General features: G+C 71.3%; 13 protein-coding genes. 4 read left to right on the top strand and 9 right to left on the bottom strand.

The window, feature by feature from the left end:
* Positions 1–5 precede the first annotated feature (5 nt).
* Positions 6–1,274: an aspartate aminotransferase family protein gene (locus ABEA26_RS14240; protein ID WP_345592482.1), complete on the bottom strand. Its 1,269-nt coding sequence runs from the start codon at positions 1,272–1,274 to the stop codon at positions 6–8.
* Positions 1,275–1,634: 360 nt separating this feature from the next.
* Here ABEA26_RS14240 and ABEA26_RS14235 point away from each other — a divergent pair, with 360 nt between their 5' ends.
* Complete coding sequence (locus ABEA26_RS14235; protein ID WP_345592480.1) at positions 1,635–3,293, top strand: PucR family transcriptional regulator; 1,659 nt, start codon at positions 1,635–1,637, stop codon at positions 3,291–3,293.
* A gap of 4 nt (positions 3,294–3,297) precedes the next feature.
* On the opposite strand, the gene ABEA26_RS14230 is transcribed toward ABEA26_RS14235, so the two are convergent.
* The 5 genes from ABEA26_RS14230 to ABEA26_RS14210 form a co-directional block, all read right to left on the bottom strand.
* Positions 3,298–3,915, bottom strand: a complete 618-nt coding sequence (locus ABEA26_RS14230) for a DUF6629 family protein (RefSeq protein WP_345592478.1) — start codon at positions 3,913–3,915, stop codon at positions 3,298–3,300.
* Between the two features lie 177 nt (positions 3,916–4,092).
* Complete coding sequence (locus ABEA26_RS14225) at positions 4,093–6,474, bottom strand: beta-xylosidase/alpha-l-arabinosidase (protein WP_345592476.1); 2,382 nt, start codon at positions 6,472–6,474, stop codon at positions 4,093–4,095.
* A complete protein-coding gene (locus tag ABEA26_RS14220; RefSeq protein ID WP_345592474.1) occupies positions 6,471–7,289 on the bottom strand; it encodes a carbohydrate ABC transporter permease in 819 nt (272 codons plus the stop codon). Before ABEA26_RS14220 ends, ABEA26_RS14225 begins: the two co-directional genes overlap by 4 nt.
* Entirely contained in the window at positions 7,286–8,242 is a 957-nt protein-coding gene (locus ABEA26_RS14215) for a carbohydrate ABC transporter permease (protein WP_345592473.1), read from the bottom strand. Before ABEA26_RS14215 ends, ABEA26_RS14220 begins: the two co-directional genes overlap by 4 nt.
* A gap of 10 nt (positions 8,243–8,252) precedes the next feature.
* Positions 8,253–9,557, bottom strand: a complete 1,305-nt coding sequence (locus ABEA26_RS14210) for an ABC transporter substrate-binding protein (protein WP_345592471.1) — start codon at positions 9,555–9,557, stop codon at positions 8,253–8,255.
* Between the two features lie 138 nt (positions 9,558–9,695).
* Between ABEA26_RS14210 and ABEA26_RS14205 the strand changes: the two genes are divergently transcribed.
* The gene (locus tag ABEA26_RS14205) at positions 9,696–10,730 is read left to right on the top strand and encodes a LacI family DNA-binding transcriptional regulator (RefSeq protein WP_345592470.1); all 1,035 of its coding nucleotides are present in this window, start codon (positions 9,696–9,698) and stop codon (positions 10,728–10,730) included.
* A gap of 273 nt (positions 10,731–11,003) precedes the next feature.
* Here ABEA26_RS14205 and ABEA26_RS14200 read toward each other — a convergent pair whose 3' ends face one another.
* Positions 11,004–11,666 (bottom strand): phosphoribosyltransferase, encoded by a 663-nt coding sequence (locus ABEA26_RS14200; RefSeq protein WP_345592469.1) that lies wholly within the window; start codon positions 11,664–11,666, stop codon positions 11,004–11,006.
* A 19-nt stretch (positions 11,667–11,685) separates the two neighbouring features.
* Entirely contained in the window at positions 11,686–12,393 is a 708-nt protein-coding gene (locus tag ABEA26_RS14195; RefSeq protein ID WP_345592467.1) for a dienelactone hydrolase family protein, read from the bottom strand.
* A gap of 290 nt (positions 12,394–12,683) precedes the next feature.
* Between ABEA26_RS14195 and ABEA26_RS14190 the strand changes: the two genes are divergently transcribed.
* Positions 12,684–13,106 (top strand): DUF2267 domain-containing protein, encoded by a 423-nt coding sequence (locus ABEA26_RS14190; RefSeq protein WP_345592466.1) that lies wholly within the window; start codon positions 12,684–12,686, stop codon positions 13,104–13,106.
* A 22-nt stretch (positions 13,107–13,128) separates the two neighbouring features.
* Here ABEA26_RS14190 and ABEA26_RS14185 read toward each other — a convergent pair whose 3' ends face one another.
* Positions 13,129–13,341, bottom strand: a complete 213-nt coding sequence (locus ABEA26_RS14185; RefSeq protein WP_345592464.1) for a hypothetical protein — start codon at positions 13,339–13,341, stop codon at positions 13,129–13,131.
* Positions 13,342–13,525: 184 nt separating this feature from the next.
* Between ABEA26_RS14185 and ABEA26_RS14180 the strand changes: the two genes are divergently transcribed.
* Positions 13,526–15,478, top strand: a complete 1,953-nt coding sequence (locus tag ABEA26_RS14180; protein ID WP_345592463.1) for an SMI1/KNR4 family protein — start codon at positions 13,526–13,528, stop codon at positions 15,476–15,478.
* Positions 15,479–15,560: the final 82 nt, after the last annotated feature.

Raw genomic sequence — 15,560 nt, 5'->3', positions numbered from 1 at the left:
CACCGTCACCGGTCGGCCGCCCCCGACGTGCCGGCCTCGACCGCCGCCGCCCACGCCCGAAGCCCGTCGTCGACGGCCGGCTCGTCGATCACCAGCGCCGGGATCATCCGGACCACCTGGTTCCAGGCACCGCAGAGCAGCAACAGCAGGCCCTCGTCGACGGCGGCCCGCTGGACGCGGGCGGCGGTCTCGGGGTCCGGGCCGCCGTCCTCGGTGACGAACTCGCTCGCCAGCATCAGGCCCATCCCCCGTACGTCCCCGACGGCCGGCGTGCGGGCCGCCACCGCCTCCAGCCCGCTGCGCAGCCGCGCCCCCATGGCCTCGGCGTTCTCCACGAGCTTCTCGTCGCGTACGACGTCGAGCGTGGCGCAGGCCGCAGCGCACGCCACCGCGTTGGCGCCGTACGTGCCGCCCTGCGAGCCCGGCCACGCCTTGCGCATCAGTTCCTCGGGAGCGGCGATGCCGGACAGCGGAAAGCCACTGGCCAGACCCTTGGCGGTGATGAGGATGTCGGGGGTGACACCGAAGTGCCCGTGCCCCCAGAACCGGCCGGTGCGGCCCACGCCGGTCTGCACCTCGTCCAGGATCAGCAGGAATCCGTGGCGGTCCGCGCGCTCCCGCAGGCCTTCCACGAAGGCGCGGGTCGCGGGTACGTACCCGCCCTCGCCGAGCACCGGTTCGACGATGACGGCGGCGGTGTCGGCGGGCGAGGAGATGGTCTGGAGGGTGTAGTCGAGTTCCTGGAGGGCGAAGCGGGTGGCGGTCTCCTCGTCCCAGCCGTAGCGGAAGGCCGTCGGGAACGGGGTGACGACCACACCGCTCATCAGCGGTGAGAAGCCGGACCGGAAGCGGGTACCGGAGGTGGTCATGGAGGCGGCGGCCACGGTCCGGCCGTGGAAACCGCCGTGACAGACCAGGACGTTCGGCCGTCCGGTGGCCTGGCGGGCCAGTCGCAGCGCCGCTTCCACGGCCTCGCTGCCGGAGTTCATGAAGAACAGGCTGTCCAGGCCGTCCGGCAGTACCTCGCCGAGCTTGTCGACGAGGTGCCGCAGCGGCTGGTGCATGACGGTCGTGTACTGGCCGTGCACCAGCGTGCCCACCTGTTCCCGGGCGGCCGCGACGACCCTAGGGTGGCAGTGCCCGGTGCTGGTGACCCCGATGCCGGCGGTGAAGTCCAGATAGCGGCGGCCGTCCTCACCATGGATGTGGACGCCCTCGCCCCGGACCGCCACGACGGGCGTGGCCTGGCGAAGGTGCGGCGACAGTGCGGTCATGACGTCTCCCGGCCTGATCGTCGGTCTGCTGCTCTCCCGAGCCTTCCCACGGCCCCGGGCCCGGCAACGCCTGATCTGTCCGGCCGGGCCGCGGTATCCGGACGTTGTGCCAACCATTCGGCTCCGCCGCACGCCCGGGCCGCGCCACGGCCGCCCGCCCGAGCGCTCTTGCGCAGGTCAGTGACGCTTGTCAGAGTGACGCCAGGCGCGCGAGGAGGCACAGTGGGCGAGAAGCGGCACCCGGCCCCGGAGCACGGGGGAGGCGACTCCGAAAGCTCCGGCGGCACCGGCGGTCCCCGCGCCTCGGCACCCGTTCGGTGCCCGAGCCCGGGCCCGGAGCCGGTGGGACGTTGCCTCACCGTGGCCGACACGCTGGCGCTGCCCGTCCTCGCCGCGGGAGAGCCGCGGGTGGTCACCGGCCTGGACCACGTCGGCCGGCCGGTCCGCTGGGTCCACATCACCGAACTTACGGACCCGGCCTCCTTCCTCAAGGGCGGCGAACTCGTCCTCACCACCGGCATGCCATTGCCCGACGACCCCACCGCTGTACGCCGCTACGTCGACGAACTCTCCGCCGTCGGTGCCGCGGCCCTGGTCATCGAACTCGTACGCCGCTATCACCGGCCGCCCGACGCCCTCGTCGACGCCTGCCGGACCCGCGGCCTCCCTCTGGTCACGCTCGCCAAGGACGTCAACTTCCTGGAGGTCACCCAGGTCGTCCACACGCTCATCCTCGGCAACCAGGCGGAAGCGATGCGCAGGACCCAGCGCGTCCACGAGGCGTTCACCGCCCTCACCCTGCGCGGCGCCGGTCCCGAGGACGTGCTGAGCGCCGCAGCTCGGATGTGCGGCCGCACGGTCGTGCTGGAGAGCCTGGTCCACCGGGCGCTGCTCTGCGAGCCCCTGGGCAGTACGACGGAAGCAGCGCTCACCGACTGGGAACAGCGTTCCCGGGCCACCCCACCGGCCGACCGTACGGGGCTCCTCGGTCCCGAGGGCTGGCTCGTGGCCCCGGTGGAGTACCAGGGCGAATGCTGGGGGCGGGTGGTCATGCTGCCCGGCACGCCCGGGCCGTCCGGCACGTCCGGCACGTCCGGGCCGTCCGGCACGTCCGGCACGTCCGGGCCGTCCGGCACGTCCGTGTCCGAGGCCTTCGGCCCCGAGGACGTCACCGTGCTGGAGAGGACCGCGATGGCCCTCACCATCGCCCGCCTCACCCACCCCACCTCCTGGGAACGCACCGCACACCGCAACGCCCTGCGGGACCTCGTCGAGCAGCGGCACCACTCCCCCGCGGACGCGCGCGCCCGGGTGGCGGCCCTGGGCCTTCCGACGGAGCACGCCCGCTTCGTCGCCGTCCTCGCGGACGTGCCCGCGGAAGAGGACGAAGAGGACACCGTGAGAGCCGAGACCCGCCTCACCGAGGAGCTGGGGACGACGGGGGCCCAGGCGCTCGTCGGCCGCCTCGCCCCCTCCCGCCTCGGCATCCTGCTCGCGCTGCGCCCGTCCCAGCCCTGGCGGCAGGCCGTGGAACGGCTGAGCCGCAGCGCCAGGGGCACGGTCCCGGGCACGACCGTGAGCGTCGGCTCCCCGGCCTCGGACCTCGCCGACGTCGCCCGCTCGTTCCGCGAGGCGGCCCGGGTGGCCGAGGCCACCGAGCCCGGTCAGTCCCTCCCGCCGGACCGCTCCTTCCACGAGCGGTCCGACATCGGCCTGCGCCGCCTGCTCTTCGCGCTCCGCGACGATCCCCGCGTCCAGGACTTCACGGAACGACGGCTGGGCCCGCTCCTCGACCACGACGCCCGGCACGGCACCGAGCTCCTGGCCACCCTGCGCGGCTACCTGGACGCCGCCGGCAACAAGACCGTCGCCGCGCGCGCCGGCGGTCTGTCCCGGGAGACCGTCTACCAACGGCTGCGCGCGATCGAACGGTTACTCGGCCGCGACCTCGAATCCGGCGAGCAGCGCACCGAACTCCACGTGGCGCTGCACGCGCTCGACACCCTGCGCGGCCGCTGACCGATCACCGCCTGACGCGGCGCCCGTTCACCCAGCCGAGCAGGACCATCGAGCACACCGCCGCGAACGCGCACCACGTCGAGACGAACTCCATCCGCCACAGGGCCCAGCAGATCGGGGCGCCCATGCCGGCCAGGTACCCGAGCACACGCAGGCCCCGGTCACCGGAGAGCAGCAGGGGGCCGACCGTGGCCACCAGGTAGCCCACGACCAGCAGCTCGGCGTGGGGCAGGTCCACCGCGTAGCCGATGGTGTGGCCGCGGATCTCCGCCCGCACAGGGCGCGTTGCGAGTGCGTACGAGAACACCGTCGCCGTCGCGACTCCGGCGGCGAGCGGCACGACAAGTCGACGCCGTGCGGACCGCGGCGCGGCACACAGCACGCTCGCCGGCACCCAGAGCGCGAGCAGCGGGAGGGCCATGACCGTCCAGGCCAGGGTGGCCGGACCGGTTCCCCCGTCCGAGGCCCAGACCGCCGCCTCGACCATCTGATGGACTCCGAGCAGCAGGGGCAGTGCGGCCGTCGGAAGGTCACGGACCCGCCGGGTCCGCGCCACGCAGGCCACGCCGACGGCGGCGACCGCGACGCCCGCGACGAGGTCGGCCTCCGCGCTCCAGCACATCCTTGCGTCCTCGGGTCGGCCGACGGGCCCTCCATCCTCACCGATCCGGTGGGGTCCGGCCGCGTCGACACGGCCGCACCGCCGGGAGTCGCCCCGCCGGCCCGCCGGCCAGGGAGAAGGAGAAGCGGTGCCACCCGGGAGTCGCCGGGTGGCACCGCTCGCGGAACTGCCGGCGGATCAGGCCTCGGCAGCGGCTTCCTGCACGAAGGCGGCGTGCAGCCGCCGCGTGTGGTCGACACGGCGTTCCGGGCCGGTGAGGGTCACCGTCGCCGTCAGGAGCGGATCGGTACTGGACGCGGCGAGCCGTAGTTCCAGGTCGCCCGGCTCGACGACACGGTGGCCGTCGCGCCCGGTGAAGGAGGCCAGGTCGGCCGGGACCGTGACACGCAGGCGGCGTCCCTCGCCGGGGGCCAGCGGTACCCGGGTGTAGCCGACGAGGCGCTGCACCGGCTGGACGACGGAGGCGACCGGGTCGTGCAGGTAGAGCTGGACGACCTCGGTTCCGTGCCGTTCGCCGGTGTTGCGGACGGTGAGTTCCAGCTCGAACCCACCGTCGGTGGGCGCCTCCTCGGTGTCCACCGTGAGGTCGCTCCAGGCGAACGTCGTGTAGGTGAGGCCGTGCCCGAAACCGAAGGCCGGTGTCGGGTCGATGTTGGACACCTCGCTGGCATGGGCGAGCCGCGCCCCGAGATAGGTGGTCGGCTGGGCACCCGCACCGCGCGGCACGCTGACGGGCAGCCTACCGGTGGGGCTGGTGCGCCCGCTGAGCACACCGGCGATGGCGGCGGTGCCCTCCTCGCCCGGGAAGAAGGACTGCACGATCGCGGCGGACTCCGCCACGGCGCGGCCCAGCGCGTAGGGCCGGCCGGCGAGCAGCACCGTCACGACCGGCTTGCGGGTGTCCAGCAGGGCGTCGAGGAGCTGCTGCTGGGCGCCGGGCAGGGCGAGCGACTCGACGTCGCAGCCCTCTCCACTGGTGCCGCGGCCGAACAGTCCTGCGCGGTCGCCCAGGACGGCGACGACGACATCCGCGTCGTGGGCCGCCCGGACGGCCTCGGGGATGCCGAAGACGTCCCCGTCGTCGACCCCCGTGCCGCGCACGTGAGTGAACTCGGCGTCGGGGAACTCGGCTGCCAGGGTGTCGCGCAGGGTGGGCAGTTCGATGCCGACCGGGTTCTCGGGGTGGTGGACGCCGATGTGCTGGGGGAAGGAGTAGCAGCCCAGTACGGCGGTGGCCTCGTCGGCGTTGGGTCCGACCAGGGCGATGCGGCGCGGCCTCTCCAGCGGCAGGGTGCCGTCGTTGCTCAGCAGCACGACCGCTTCCTCGGCGACCGTGCGGGCCAGTTCGCGGTTCTCCGGGCCGTCGAGGTCGATGCTGCCGCGCAGGGCGACCGGGTCGTCCGGGTCGACGCCGTCGAGGGCGGGCGGCACCGGGTCCCAGTCCGGGTCGAGCAGCCCGAGTGCCGCCTTCTGGGTGAGTACCCGACGCAGGGCGCGGTCGATCACCGCCTCCGGCAGGCGGCCGTCGGCGACCGCCTCGACCAGGGGCGCCCCGAACGTCTTGACCGTGGGCAGTTCGACGTCCACGCCCGCCCGCAGCGCGGCGCCGGCGGCACCCGCCCAGTCGGCGGCGATGCCGTGCAGTGTCTTGAGGAAGGCGATGCCGAAGTAGTCGGCGACCACCGTGCCGTCGAAGCCCCATGTGTCGCGCAGCAGCCCGGTGAGGAGGTCCTCGTCGGCGGCGGCGGGCATGCCGTCGATGTCGGTGTAGGCGTGCATCACCGATCGGGCGCCGCCCTCCCGGATCGCCATCTCGAAGGGAGGCAGCAGGACGTCGGCCCGCTCGCGCGGGCCCACGGAGGAGGGCGCGAGATTGCGTCCGGCGCGGGAGGCCGAGTAGCCGACGAAGTGCTTGAGGGTGGCGACGACGCCGGCGTCCTCCAGGCCGCGCACATACGCGGTGCCGATGGTGCCGACCAGGTACGGGTCCTCGCCGATGGTCTCCTCCACCCGGCCCCAGCGGGCGTCGCGCACCACGTCCAGGACGGGCGCGAGGCCCTGGTGGACGCCGACGGCCCGCATGTCGCGGCCGATGGCGAGGGCCATGCGCCGGACCAGGTCCGGGTCGAAGGTGGCGCCCCAGGACAGCGGGACGGGGTAGGCGGTCGCTCCCCAGGCGGCGAAGCCGGCCAGGCACTCCTCGTGCGCGACGGCGGGGATGCCGAAGCGGTTCTCGGAGACGATACGGGCCTGGGTACGCATGAGGGAGAGCGCGCCGAGCGCCGGGTCGACGGGGGCGGTGCCGAAGGGGCGGGTGAGCTGTCCCAGCCCGATGGGCAGAAGGGCGTCGAGGTCGACGGCCTCCTCCATGTCGTGCTGATGGGGGGCGACGTCTCCGCCCTCGTTGGACGCGCCGACCCACACGCCGTACAGCTGGGCGATCTTCTCCTCGGGGGTCATCGCTTCGATCAGCGCGGACACCCGGTCGGTGAGGGATCGGGCGGGGTCGTTCCAGAGGGGCACTTCGGGGGTGGTCTCTACGGCCACGTTGGCGGTCACTTTCCTCCGGCACCCATCAGACCCTGGACCAGGGCGCGACGGGCGAACAGGTAGACGAGCAGGATGGGCACCATGGACAGCACCACGGCTCCCAGCAGACCGGGGATGTCGATGCCGTGCGCGGTCTGGAAGTTGTACAGGCCCAGGGTGACCACCTTGGTGGACTCGGACTGGGTCAGGACGAGCGGGAACAGGAAGCCGTTCCACGCCTGGAGCGCGGAGAACACCACGATCGTGGACAGTCCGCCGCGGGACAGCGGCAGGACGAGCTGGAAGAACATGCGGCGCGGGCTGGCGCCGTCCATCGCCATGGCCTCGTACAGCTCCGCGGAGATGTCACGCATCGCGCCGCTGAGGATCAGCGCGGACATCGGCAGGCAGAACGCGGCCGTGGGCAGGATGACGCCGAGAAGGTTGTCGTACAGCCCGGCTTCGCTGATCAGGTAGAACATCGGCACGATCACGGCCTGGGCCGGGATGGCGAGGCCGAGCAGGAACAGCCGGAAGATCGCCGACGTGGTCCGGCCGCGGCTGCGGACGATCGCGTAGGCGAGCGGCGGGACCAGCAGCAGCACGATGCCGATCACCGAGGCGGTGACGACCAGCGTGTTGAAGAAGTACTGGCCGAAGCCCGAGTCGAAGGCACCGGTGAAGTTGTCCAGCGTGAAGCTGTCCGGGAACGACACGGGGCCGTTCTCGGCGTAGTCCTGACGGGTGCGCAGGGTCGCGGACAGCATCACGTACAGCGGCAGGCCGACCAGGAGGAGCCAGAAGAGCGAGCCGGCGCCGGCCAGGTAGTTCGGTCGGCGTCTCATGACACACCCTCCGCTGAGCCGCGCATCTTGTCGTAGCCGGAGACCCGGACGACGATCAGCGAGATGATCGTGGCGGCGACGACCAGGGCCAGGGCGATCGCGGAGCCGGTGCCGTAGTCGAAGCTCTTGAACGCCTTGTCGTACATGTAGTAGGCGCTGATAGTGGTGTCGGTGCCGGGGCCGCCCTGGGTCAGGATGAGGACCGTCTCGAACGTGGTCAGACCGCCGACGATCATCAGGATCCCCGAGGTGACCATGGAGGTGCGCAGCTGCGGCAGCGTGATGTGGAAGAACTGCCGGTAGCGGCCCGCCCCGTCGATCTCCGCGGCCTGATACAGCACCGGCGGGATCGCGCGGGCGGCACCCTGGTAGATCAGCGTGTGGAACGGGGTGAACTGCCAGGTGCTGACGAAGGCCAGCACCCCGATGGCAGTGGCCTGTTCGCCGAACAGGTTGCCGTCGCCGAACAGCCAGGTGGCCTCGGCCGGGATGCCGAAGTTCGGGTCGAGCAGCGCCCGCCACAGCACGGACACGGCCGTCGCGGACAGCAGCAGTGGGATGAAGTAGATGACCGACAGGACGGCGCGGTTGCGCTGGTGACCGGCGGCCCAGACACCGAGCAGGATGCTCAGCGGGGTCTGGAGGACCACGCCGAGCGCGGTCAGCAGCAGGGTCAGCCAGATGCTCTTGAGCATGACCGGGTCGTCCATGAGGCGCGACCAGTTGTCCATGCCCACGAACTCGGGCGAGCTGAGCCCGTCCCAGCTCATGAAGGACAGCACCGCCACCATGATCAGCGGAACGATCGCGAAGAGGGCGAAGAAGACTGCGGCGGGCAGCGCCCAGGCGAAGCCCGGGCGGCCTACCTGCGTTGCGGACGAGGCGGGCGGCCGCCGCCGGGACCCCTTGCGGGGTCCGGCGGCCGGCCGGGCGCTCGTGATCTGTGTGGTCATGAGCCGTTCGTCACTCGGTCGGGAGGGCCTGCATGGCCTTGATGAAGCCGTCCGTGTCGAGCTGTCCGTTGAAGAACTGCTGGATGGCCTTGTGCATGTCCGAGCTCGCCTTCTGCGGGAACGACTGGTCCCAGGAGAGCTGGAACGACGGGGCGTCGGAGACGAGGTCGTACTGGAAGCGCGAGTACTCGGGGGTGCCCGAGGTCTCGATGAACTTGTCCGTGTTGGTCGTGGTCGGCAGGTTGCCGATGTCCAACTGCGCCTTGACGAAGTCGTCGGAGTACATGAGCTTCAGGAACTCGGCGACGGCCTCGGGGTGCTTGGTCTTCTTCATCACCGAGTAGTAGTTGTTGGTGTTGCCGGCGACGTTGCCCGGGTCGCCCTTGCCGCCCTCGACGGCCGGGAAGGCGGTGTAGCCGAGGTCCTTCTCGGCGAAGTCCGGGTGGTCCGTCAGCTGCTGGGAGTAGTACCAGGAGCCCATCAGCTCGAAGCCGGCCTTGCCCGAGGCCACCAGCTGGACCGAGCCGCCGTTGGTGTACTTGACGGAGTCGTAGTTCTTGCCGAAGGCGCCGGCGTCGACGAGCTCCCTGATCCTGTCCAGGGCCTCCTTGCTGTCCGCGCTCTCCCAGGCGGCCTTGTCGCCCCCGACGGCCTTCGCGAACAGCTCCGGGCCGGCGATGCGGTCGTAGAGGTACTGGAACCACATCTGGGTGGGCCAGACATCGCCGCCGCCGAGCGCGATCGGCGTGACGCCCTCGTCCTTGAGCTTCTCCACCGCGGCGAGCAGTTCGTCCCAGGTCTTCGGCGGCTGGACGCCGGCCTTGTCGAGGACCGCCTTGTTGTGGAAGAGCAGGACCGGCTGGGTGCCGCGCATCGGGATGCCGTACGGCTTGCCGTCGACGACCGCGCTCTCGAAGACGTTCGGCAGGAACTTCTTCTCCAGGTCCGGGTTCTTCTTGATGAAGTCGTCGAGCGGCAGCAGCAGGTCCGCCTTGACGAACGGCTTGATGCTGCCGCCGCCCCAGTTGAAGAAGACGTCCGGAGCCTGGGGGGTGTTGATGATCGTCTGCAGCTTCTTCTGGTAGTCCGCACCCGGGATGGTGTCGAGGACGACCTTGACGTCGGACGTCTTGTTGAACGTGTCGACGATCTTCTGCTCGACCTTGTTGGTGGCGTCCCCGTAGACCAGGACATGGATCTTGCCGTCGTCGGACGACGCCCCGCCGCTCCCGTCACCGCAGGCGGACAGGCTCAGCGCCATGGCGAGCGTCGCACCGGTGGCGACCAGTCTGGGCAAGCGCGCACGTGTCTTCATCGTTCGCCTTTCGAAAGTTTCGGCATCAACACCGAAAGTCCATGCTGGTCGGACAGTAAAGTCAGACGGGATTTCCGGTCAATGGTCGTGCGGGTGCCGACTCAAAACGTTATCGATCGGATGGCCTATCCTGCCTGCATGCACGATGAAGTTGAGGTGGGAGCGAGAGTCACCCTGGCCGAGGTGGCGAAAGAAGCGGGGGTCTCTCCTCCGACAGTTTCGAAGGTCCTCAACGGTCGTTCGGATGTCTCCAGCACCACCCGGGTCAAGGTGGAGCGGCTGTTGGAGGCCCACGGCTACCGTCGCCGGACCTCGAGTCCGTCACGCTCCCCGCTCGTCGAACTCGTCTTCCACGAGCTGGACAGCGTCTGGGCGATGGAACTCGTCCAGGGTGTGGAGACCGCCGCCAAGGCGAACCGGGCGACCGTGGTGCTCACCAGGAGCGGCACCCGGCACGCACCCGCGCCCGACTGGATCGAGGGGGTGCTCCGGCGCAGGCCACTGGGCGTGGTGCTGGTCTTCTCGTCGCTCCCCGCCGAGATGAAACACCGACTGCGGTCGCGGGACATCCCCTTCGTCATCGTCGACCCGGCCGGCGACCCGGACCCCGACGTACCGTCCGTGGGCTCCGCCAACTGGGCCGGGGGTCTCGCCGCGACGCGTCATCTCACCGACCACGGACACCAACGCGTGGCGATCATCACCGGGTTCGAGGACATGCTGTGCTCACTGGCCCGTCTCGACGGATACCGGTCGGCCATGACGATGGCGGGCCTGACGATCGACCAGCGCCTCGTCCGCTTCGGCCACTTCGACGTGCAGAGCGGTTTCGAGCACGGGATGGACCTGCTGGCCGGCCCGGACCGGCCGACGGCGATCTTCGCGGGCAGTGACCTGCATGCCCTCGGCGTGCTGGAGGCGGCCCGGGTCAGGGGCCTGCGCGTGCCCGAGGACCTCTCGGTCGTCGGTTACGACGACGTACCGCTGGCCCAGTGGTCGAGCCCGCCACTCACCACGGTCCACCAGCCACTGCGGCACATGGCCGAGGAGGCGACCCGGATGCTCTTCCGCCCGGACGGCCCGGGCCGCGCCGCCCAGCGCATCGAACTGGCCTCGCACCTCGTCGTACGGCAGAGCACTGCGCCACCGGAAGGAGGTGCCGCCGGCGCCTGACGAAGAACTGGCCGTCACCGCCGGCCACCCCCGGGGGCTACTCGTCATTCTGCGGGACCGGTTCCGTTCCTCGGCGGGGGTGCGGCTGAAGGCACCGGGGACACAAACCCCACCGGGCGGAGTCGGCGGCGGCCGACCCCGACGGTCACCACCCGCGGCGGGCGACGGGCGACAAGCAGCCCGGGCGGCCAACACGGCCTCGTACTCCGGCCGTTGTACTACGGGAAGGCAGCAGTCCTTGTGAGGGCGGCAGCAATCCTTGTGACGGCGGCATCAGTCCCTTTGAGGAGAGGCATCGTGTTCGTGGAGAACCTCGATGACCTCGTCGTCGCTCACCTGCTCGAAGTCCTCGTACCAGTGGCCGACCGCCCGGAAGTCCGGCGGCCGGTGCGGACAGACCACCTCATCGGCCTCCGATTCCATCTCGGCCGCGGTCTCGGGAGCGCCGACGGGAACGGCGAGGATCAGTCGGGCGGTACGCAGACGGCGCAGGTGGCGCAGGGCGGCGCGGGCGGTGGCACCGGTGGCCAGTCCGTCGTCGACGAGTATCACGGTCCGGTCCTCGACCCGGGGCGGTGGCCGTTCGCCCCGGTACAGCAGTGCGCGTCGGCGCAGTTCGGTGCGCTCGCGGGCCACGTCCGCAATGAGGCGGTCCTCGTCCAGGCCGAGCATGTCGAGTGCCCGCCGGTCGAACAGCGGCGGGTCCTCGCCCACGATCGCGCCGATGCCCGTCTCGGGTCGGCCCGGAAGACCGATCTTCCGTACGACCAGCACGTCAAGTGGCACTCCGAGCGCCCGGGCGACCTGGGCGGCCACGGGGACGCCGCCCCGGGGCAGCGCGAGCACGAGGGGGTTGGGGAAGTCGCCGCCGGACGCCCGTTCCATGAGGCGGACGGCGAGTGCCTGGCCGGCTTCCCGGCGGTCGTGGAATCGCATGACCGGGTATCTGCCTTTCTCACGGGGGAGAGTGGCCTCGCACGGTGTTGCGTGACCTGCCGAAGCGCTCGTCGTCCGCCCGCTCGGTCAGGTGGTCGCGGAACCAGTCCGCGGCGGCCTCGGTGACCTGATCCAGAGCACCGGGTTCCGGGAAGAGGTGCGTGGCCCCGGCCACGACACGGGTCCGGTGGGGTACGGACAGTCTTTCCGCGGCTCGGCGGTTGAGGTCGAGCACCACCGCGTCGCTGCCGCCGACGACGAGCAGGACCGGGGCCACGACCCTGGGCAGCACGTCACCGGCAAGATCCGGCCGGCCACCCCGCGACACCACCGCCGCCACCTGCTTGGGCCGCTCCGCCGCGGCCACCAGGGCGGCCGCCGCCCCTGTACTCGCCCCGAACAGACCCACGGGCAGGTCCGCGGTGTCCGGGCGTCGCTCCAGCCAGTCGACGGCATCCACGAGTCGCCGGGCCAGCAGCGCGATGTCGAAGCGATGCCCGGCCGTCGCCACGTCCTCGCGCTCCTCGTCCCCGGTCAGCAGGTCCAGCAGCAACGTGCCGAAGGCCGCCCTGCGCAGTCCGGTGGCGACCGCCCGGTTACGGGGACTGAGGCGCGAGCTGCCACTTCCGTGCGCGAACAGGACGATTCCCCGCGCCCCGCCGGGGATTACCAGGTCTCCGTCCAGCGCGACGTCGCCCGAGGTGACCAGTACGGATTCGGAGATCACGCGGGTTCATCTCCCCTGGTGCTGTTCGATGCCGCTGACGAGTACCCGCTTGAGCGGTCGGGCACACCGGACATACCAGGCACATCGGATGCACGGGCATGCGGACGGCCAGGCATACCGGCCGGGTCGCCGCGACGCCGGGTCGACGAGGAAGACACGCGAGGCCCGACGCTCGGCCCCGTCCTCCCCCCGGACCTCCGGTGTAGCGGCGGAACTCCGGGTACTCGCCCGTTGAACCGGCTACCGGCCTTTCCCGGCCGGATCGCACCATGGGGAAGGACACCCACCTCATGCAGCACGACGAAATGATCGGAAAAGTGCAGGCGCTCGCTCAGTTGCCCGACCGGGGTTCTGCCGAGCAGGCGACGCGGGCCGTACTGGAGACACTGGCCGAGCGGCTGCCGTCCGGGCTCGCGGATCACACGGCCGCCCAGCTGCCTCCCCCATTGGCCACCGCCATGCGACAGGTGACGGGCTCCTTCACCGACGGCCACTCGGACACGTCGGCCGAACGATTCGACCTCACCGTGTTCGCCGGCCGGATCGCAAGCCGCGCGGCGACGGACGAGGAGCAGGCCCTGCGCGAGGCCGCCGCCGTGCTGGAGGTGCTCGACGCCGCCCTCACTCCGGAGTTGACGGAGAAGGTGGCCGGGGCACTGCCCGCGGACATCCGCGAACTCCTGCCGGCCGGCCGCACCGTGGACGGCGACTGACCAACGCCTACTGCGGGTCCACCTACGGTACGTGGACACCGCAGACCGGCGTCGTGATCCGCGGCAACACCGTCTCGGACATCGGCGGCGACACGATCGTCCGCACCACACCGAAAGTGCCCTCGCCGAGTACGACAAGGCCGACGGTTTCCGCGAGCGCGAACCGGCTCACTGCGCCGTCGGCATCCGGGGCTGAAACACCGACGGCGTGCGCCTCCGACGGCGCGTCGCTCACCCAGCCCCCGCGACGCCCGGCGCGATCCGGGACCTGGACGTTCACCGGCGTCTCCTGACTCAGTGACTCACCCGCCCCACTGACACACCGGAGGTCCCCTCCCTCTGCCGAGGACACCCCATCGAAGAACAACACCCGCGCAGACCGCGGAGCGCTGTCAGTGGCGGGTGGCAACATCGGGCGCATGAAGGACACCACGGCATTCGATTGGCGGGACTTCCTGCTCAGGTGGAGCGGGGAGTGGGTGGACTCCCTCCCGGACGACGAGACACGGGTCGAGGATCGAGAGGCCGCCCGGCAGGCGCGGTGGCTGGGGTTCCCGCCCGCGTCCGAGGAGCGGATCGCGTTCATGGAGGAGCGCCTCGGCCGCCGGATGCCCCCGTCCTACCGGGAGTTCCTCGCGGTCAGCGACGGGTGGCGGCACGCGGGCGGATTCGTGTCGCTGCTGGCGGGGACCGAGGGCGCGCACTGGCACGACAACGAGTCCGAGCTCGCGGACCTGTTCGAGGAAGACCTCGACGAGGAATCCGAGCCCGAGGAGTGGCGGGAGGCGGACCTCTGGCGGCGAGGGCTGCAGCTCGACGTCGAGTCCGACGCCACCTACGTCCTCCTGGATCCCGAGGACGTGGACGAGGACGGTGAGTGGGCCGTGTACACGTGGGCGGGCTGGCGGGCCGAGTCACCCGAGCGGCACGCGAGCTTCCTCGCGTTCATGCGGGACATGCACCGGCAGTTCCACCGTCTGCGGGCGCAACCGAGTGACGGAAAGCCGGTGTTCGTCAACGACACGACGCGAAGGCTGGACGCCCTGGTGGAGGAGGCCCGGCTGGAGGCGCTGCGGGGCGGCTGGGCACGGGCCGTGAAGGCGCTGGACGAGGCCAAGGCGTACGGCAGACCGCGGGCCGCAGGGCTGGGCGACCAGATACGCCGACTGCTCGGGCACACCTCCATGGTGCACTTCGACGACCTGGTGACGGACCCGCGGTACGCGCCCGAACTCCTGCCGCCGTTGGTCGCCGAGCACGCGGCTCACTCGTACTGGGACGACTCCACGCTGAGATTCCCGCTGCGGGGCGCCGACGACGACCTGGTGGCGCTGGCCTACACGACGCTGGAGCAGGTGCGCGGCGGCACGTACCGGTACACGGCGACCGGACCGTTCGGGGAAGCGGTCGAGCGGGCTCGGGAGCGGGCACGGTGGGGAGACACCGACACTGCATGGCGGACGCTGAGGAACGCTCTGCCCCTGTGGGAACCGCTGGGACCGGACCACCTGGCTCCGCTGGGGTGGGTGGCCGACCCCGTACTCGGGCCGCTGCTGACGCCCGAGCGGGGCGTCGAGTTGCTGTCCGCCCCACGGGGCGGGCAGACCGGTGAGGCACCGGAGCCGGCAGCCGGGCCCGACCCGGGCGGCCTGGCGTGGCTCGCGGAGCACGACCCCGGCGACAACCGCGCGTCCTACCGGCTCGTCCTGGTGGAGAGGGTGGGACCGGAGGAGCTGCCCGCCCGTCTTTCGGACGGGGACGGCACCATGCTGAACGAACCCATGACCCTCCGGGAGGCGCGCCAGAGGCTGACGCACGACCAGAGGGAGTTCTCGTCCTACGACGACAGGGCGCTCATGGCGGTCGGGCGGGCCGGCCCCCGTTGGAGCTTCGCCTTCGACGGCGACCCCGCCCCGTTCGGCCGGCGGCGCTTCGTCTCCCCCGCCCCGATTGCCAGCACGGGCACCCGCGCAGTGGTGGTGTGGAGCGGCCTGAGGACACGGCACGGGGAACCGTTCTTCCATCTTTCGGTGGCGCGGGACGGAGCCGAGCAGTACGCGTTCACCTACGCGGACGGAGAGATCCGGCGCAGTGGGGAAATACCGCAGGCCCTGGACCCCAGCCGGTTCTTCGGCGACCTGGAAGACCGCGCCGAGGTGGAGCACTCGCTGCTGGAAGCGGTGGCCGGGGAGTTCGGTACCCGTCTGCCGCGTCATGCCATCACGAGCGGACGGCTGCACACGTTCACCACCCGCTCCTGGACACGGCCACCGATGGACGGCGAGACGTACACGGTGATCAGCACGCACTACGAACCCGTGCGCTCGGCGGACGGCGAGCGCGCGGCAGATCAGGAGCCAGGAAGCAGGTAGAGACCCACCCGGACCGCAGAGGACGAACGCCCGGCCGCGGCAGCTCAAGGGCGGACGGTAAGCAGGCCGAGCGGAAACCCCG

The sequence above is a fragment of the Streptomyces marokkonensis genome, assembly GCF_039539045.1.
In the GTDB taxonomy this organism is placed as follows: Bacteria; Actinomycetota; Actinomycetes; order Streptomycetales; family Streptomycetaceae; genus Streptomyces; species Streptomyces marokkonensis.
The sequence above is the reverse complement of the archived record's forward strand: the minus strand, read 5'-3'. Positions and strand labels throughout refer to the sequence as shown.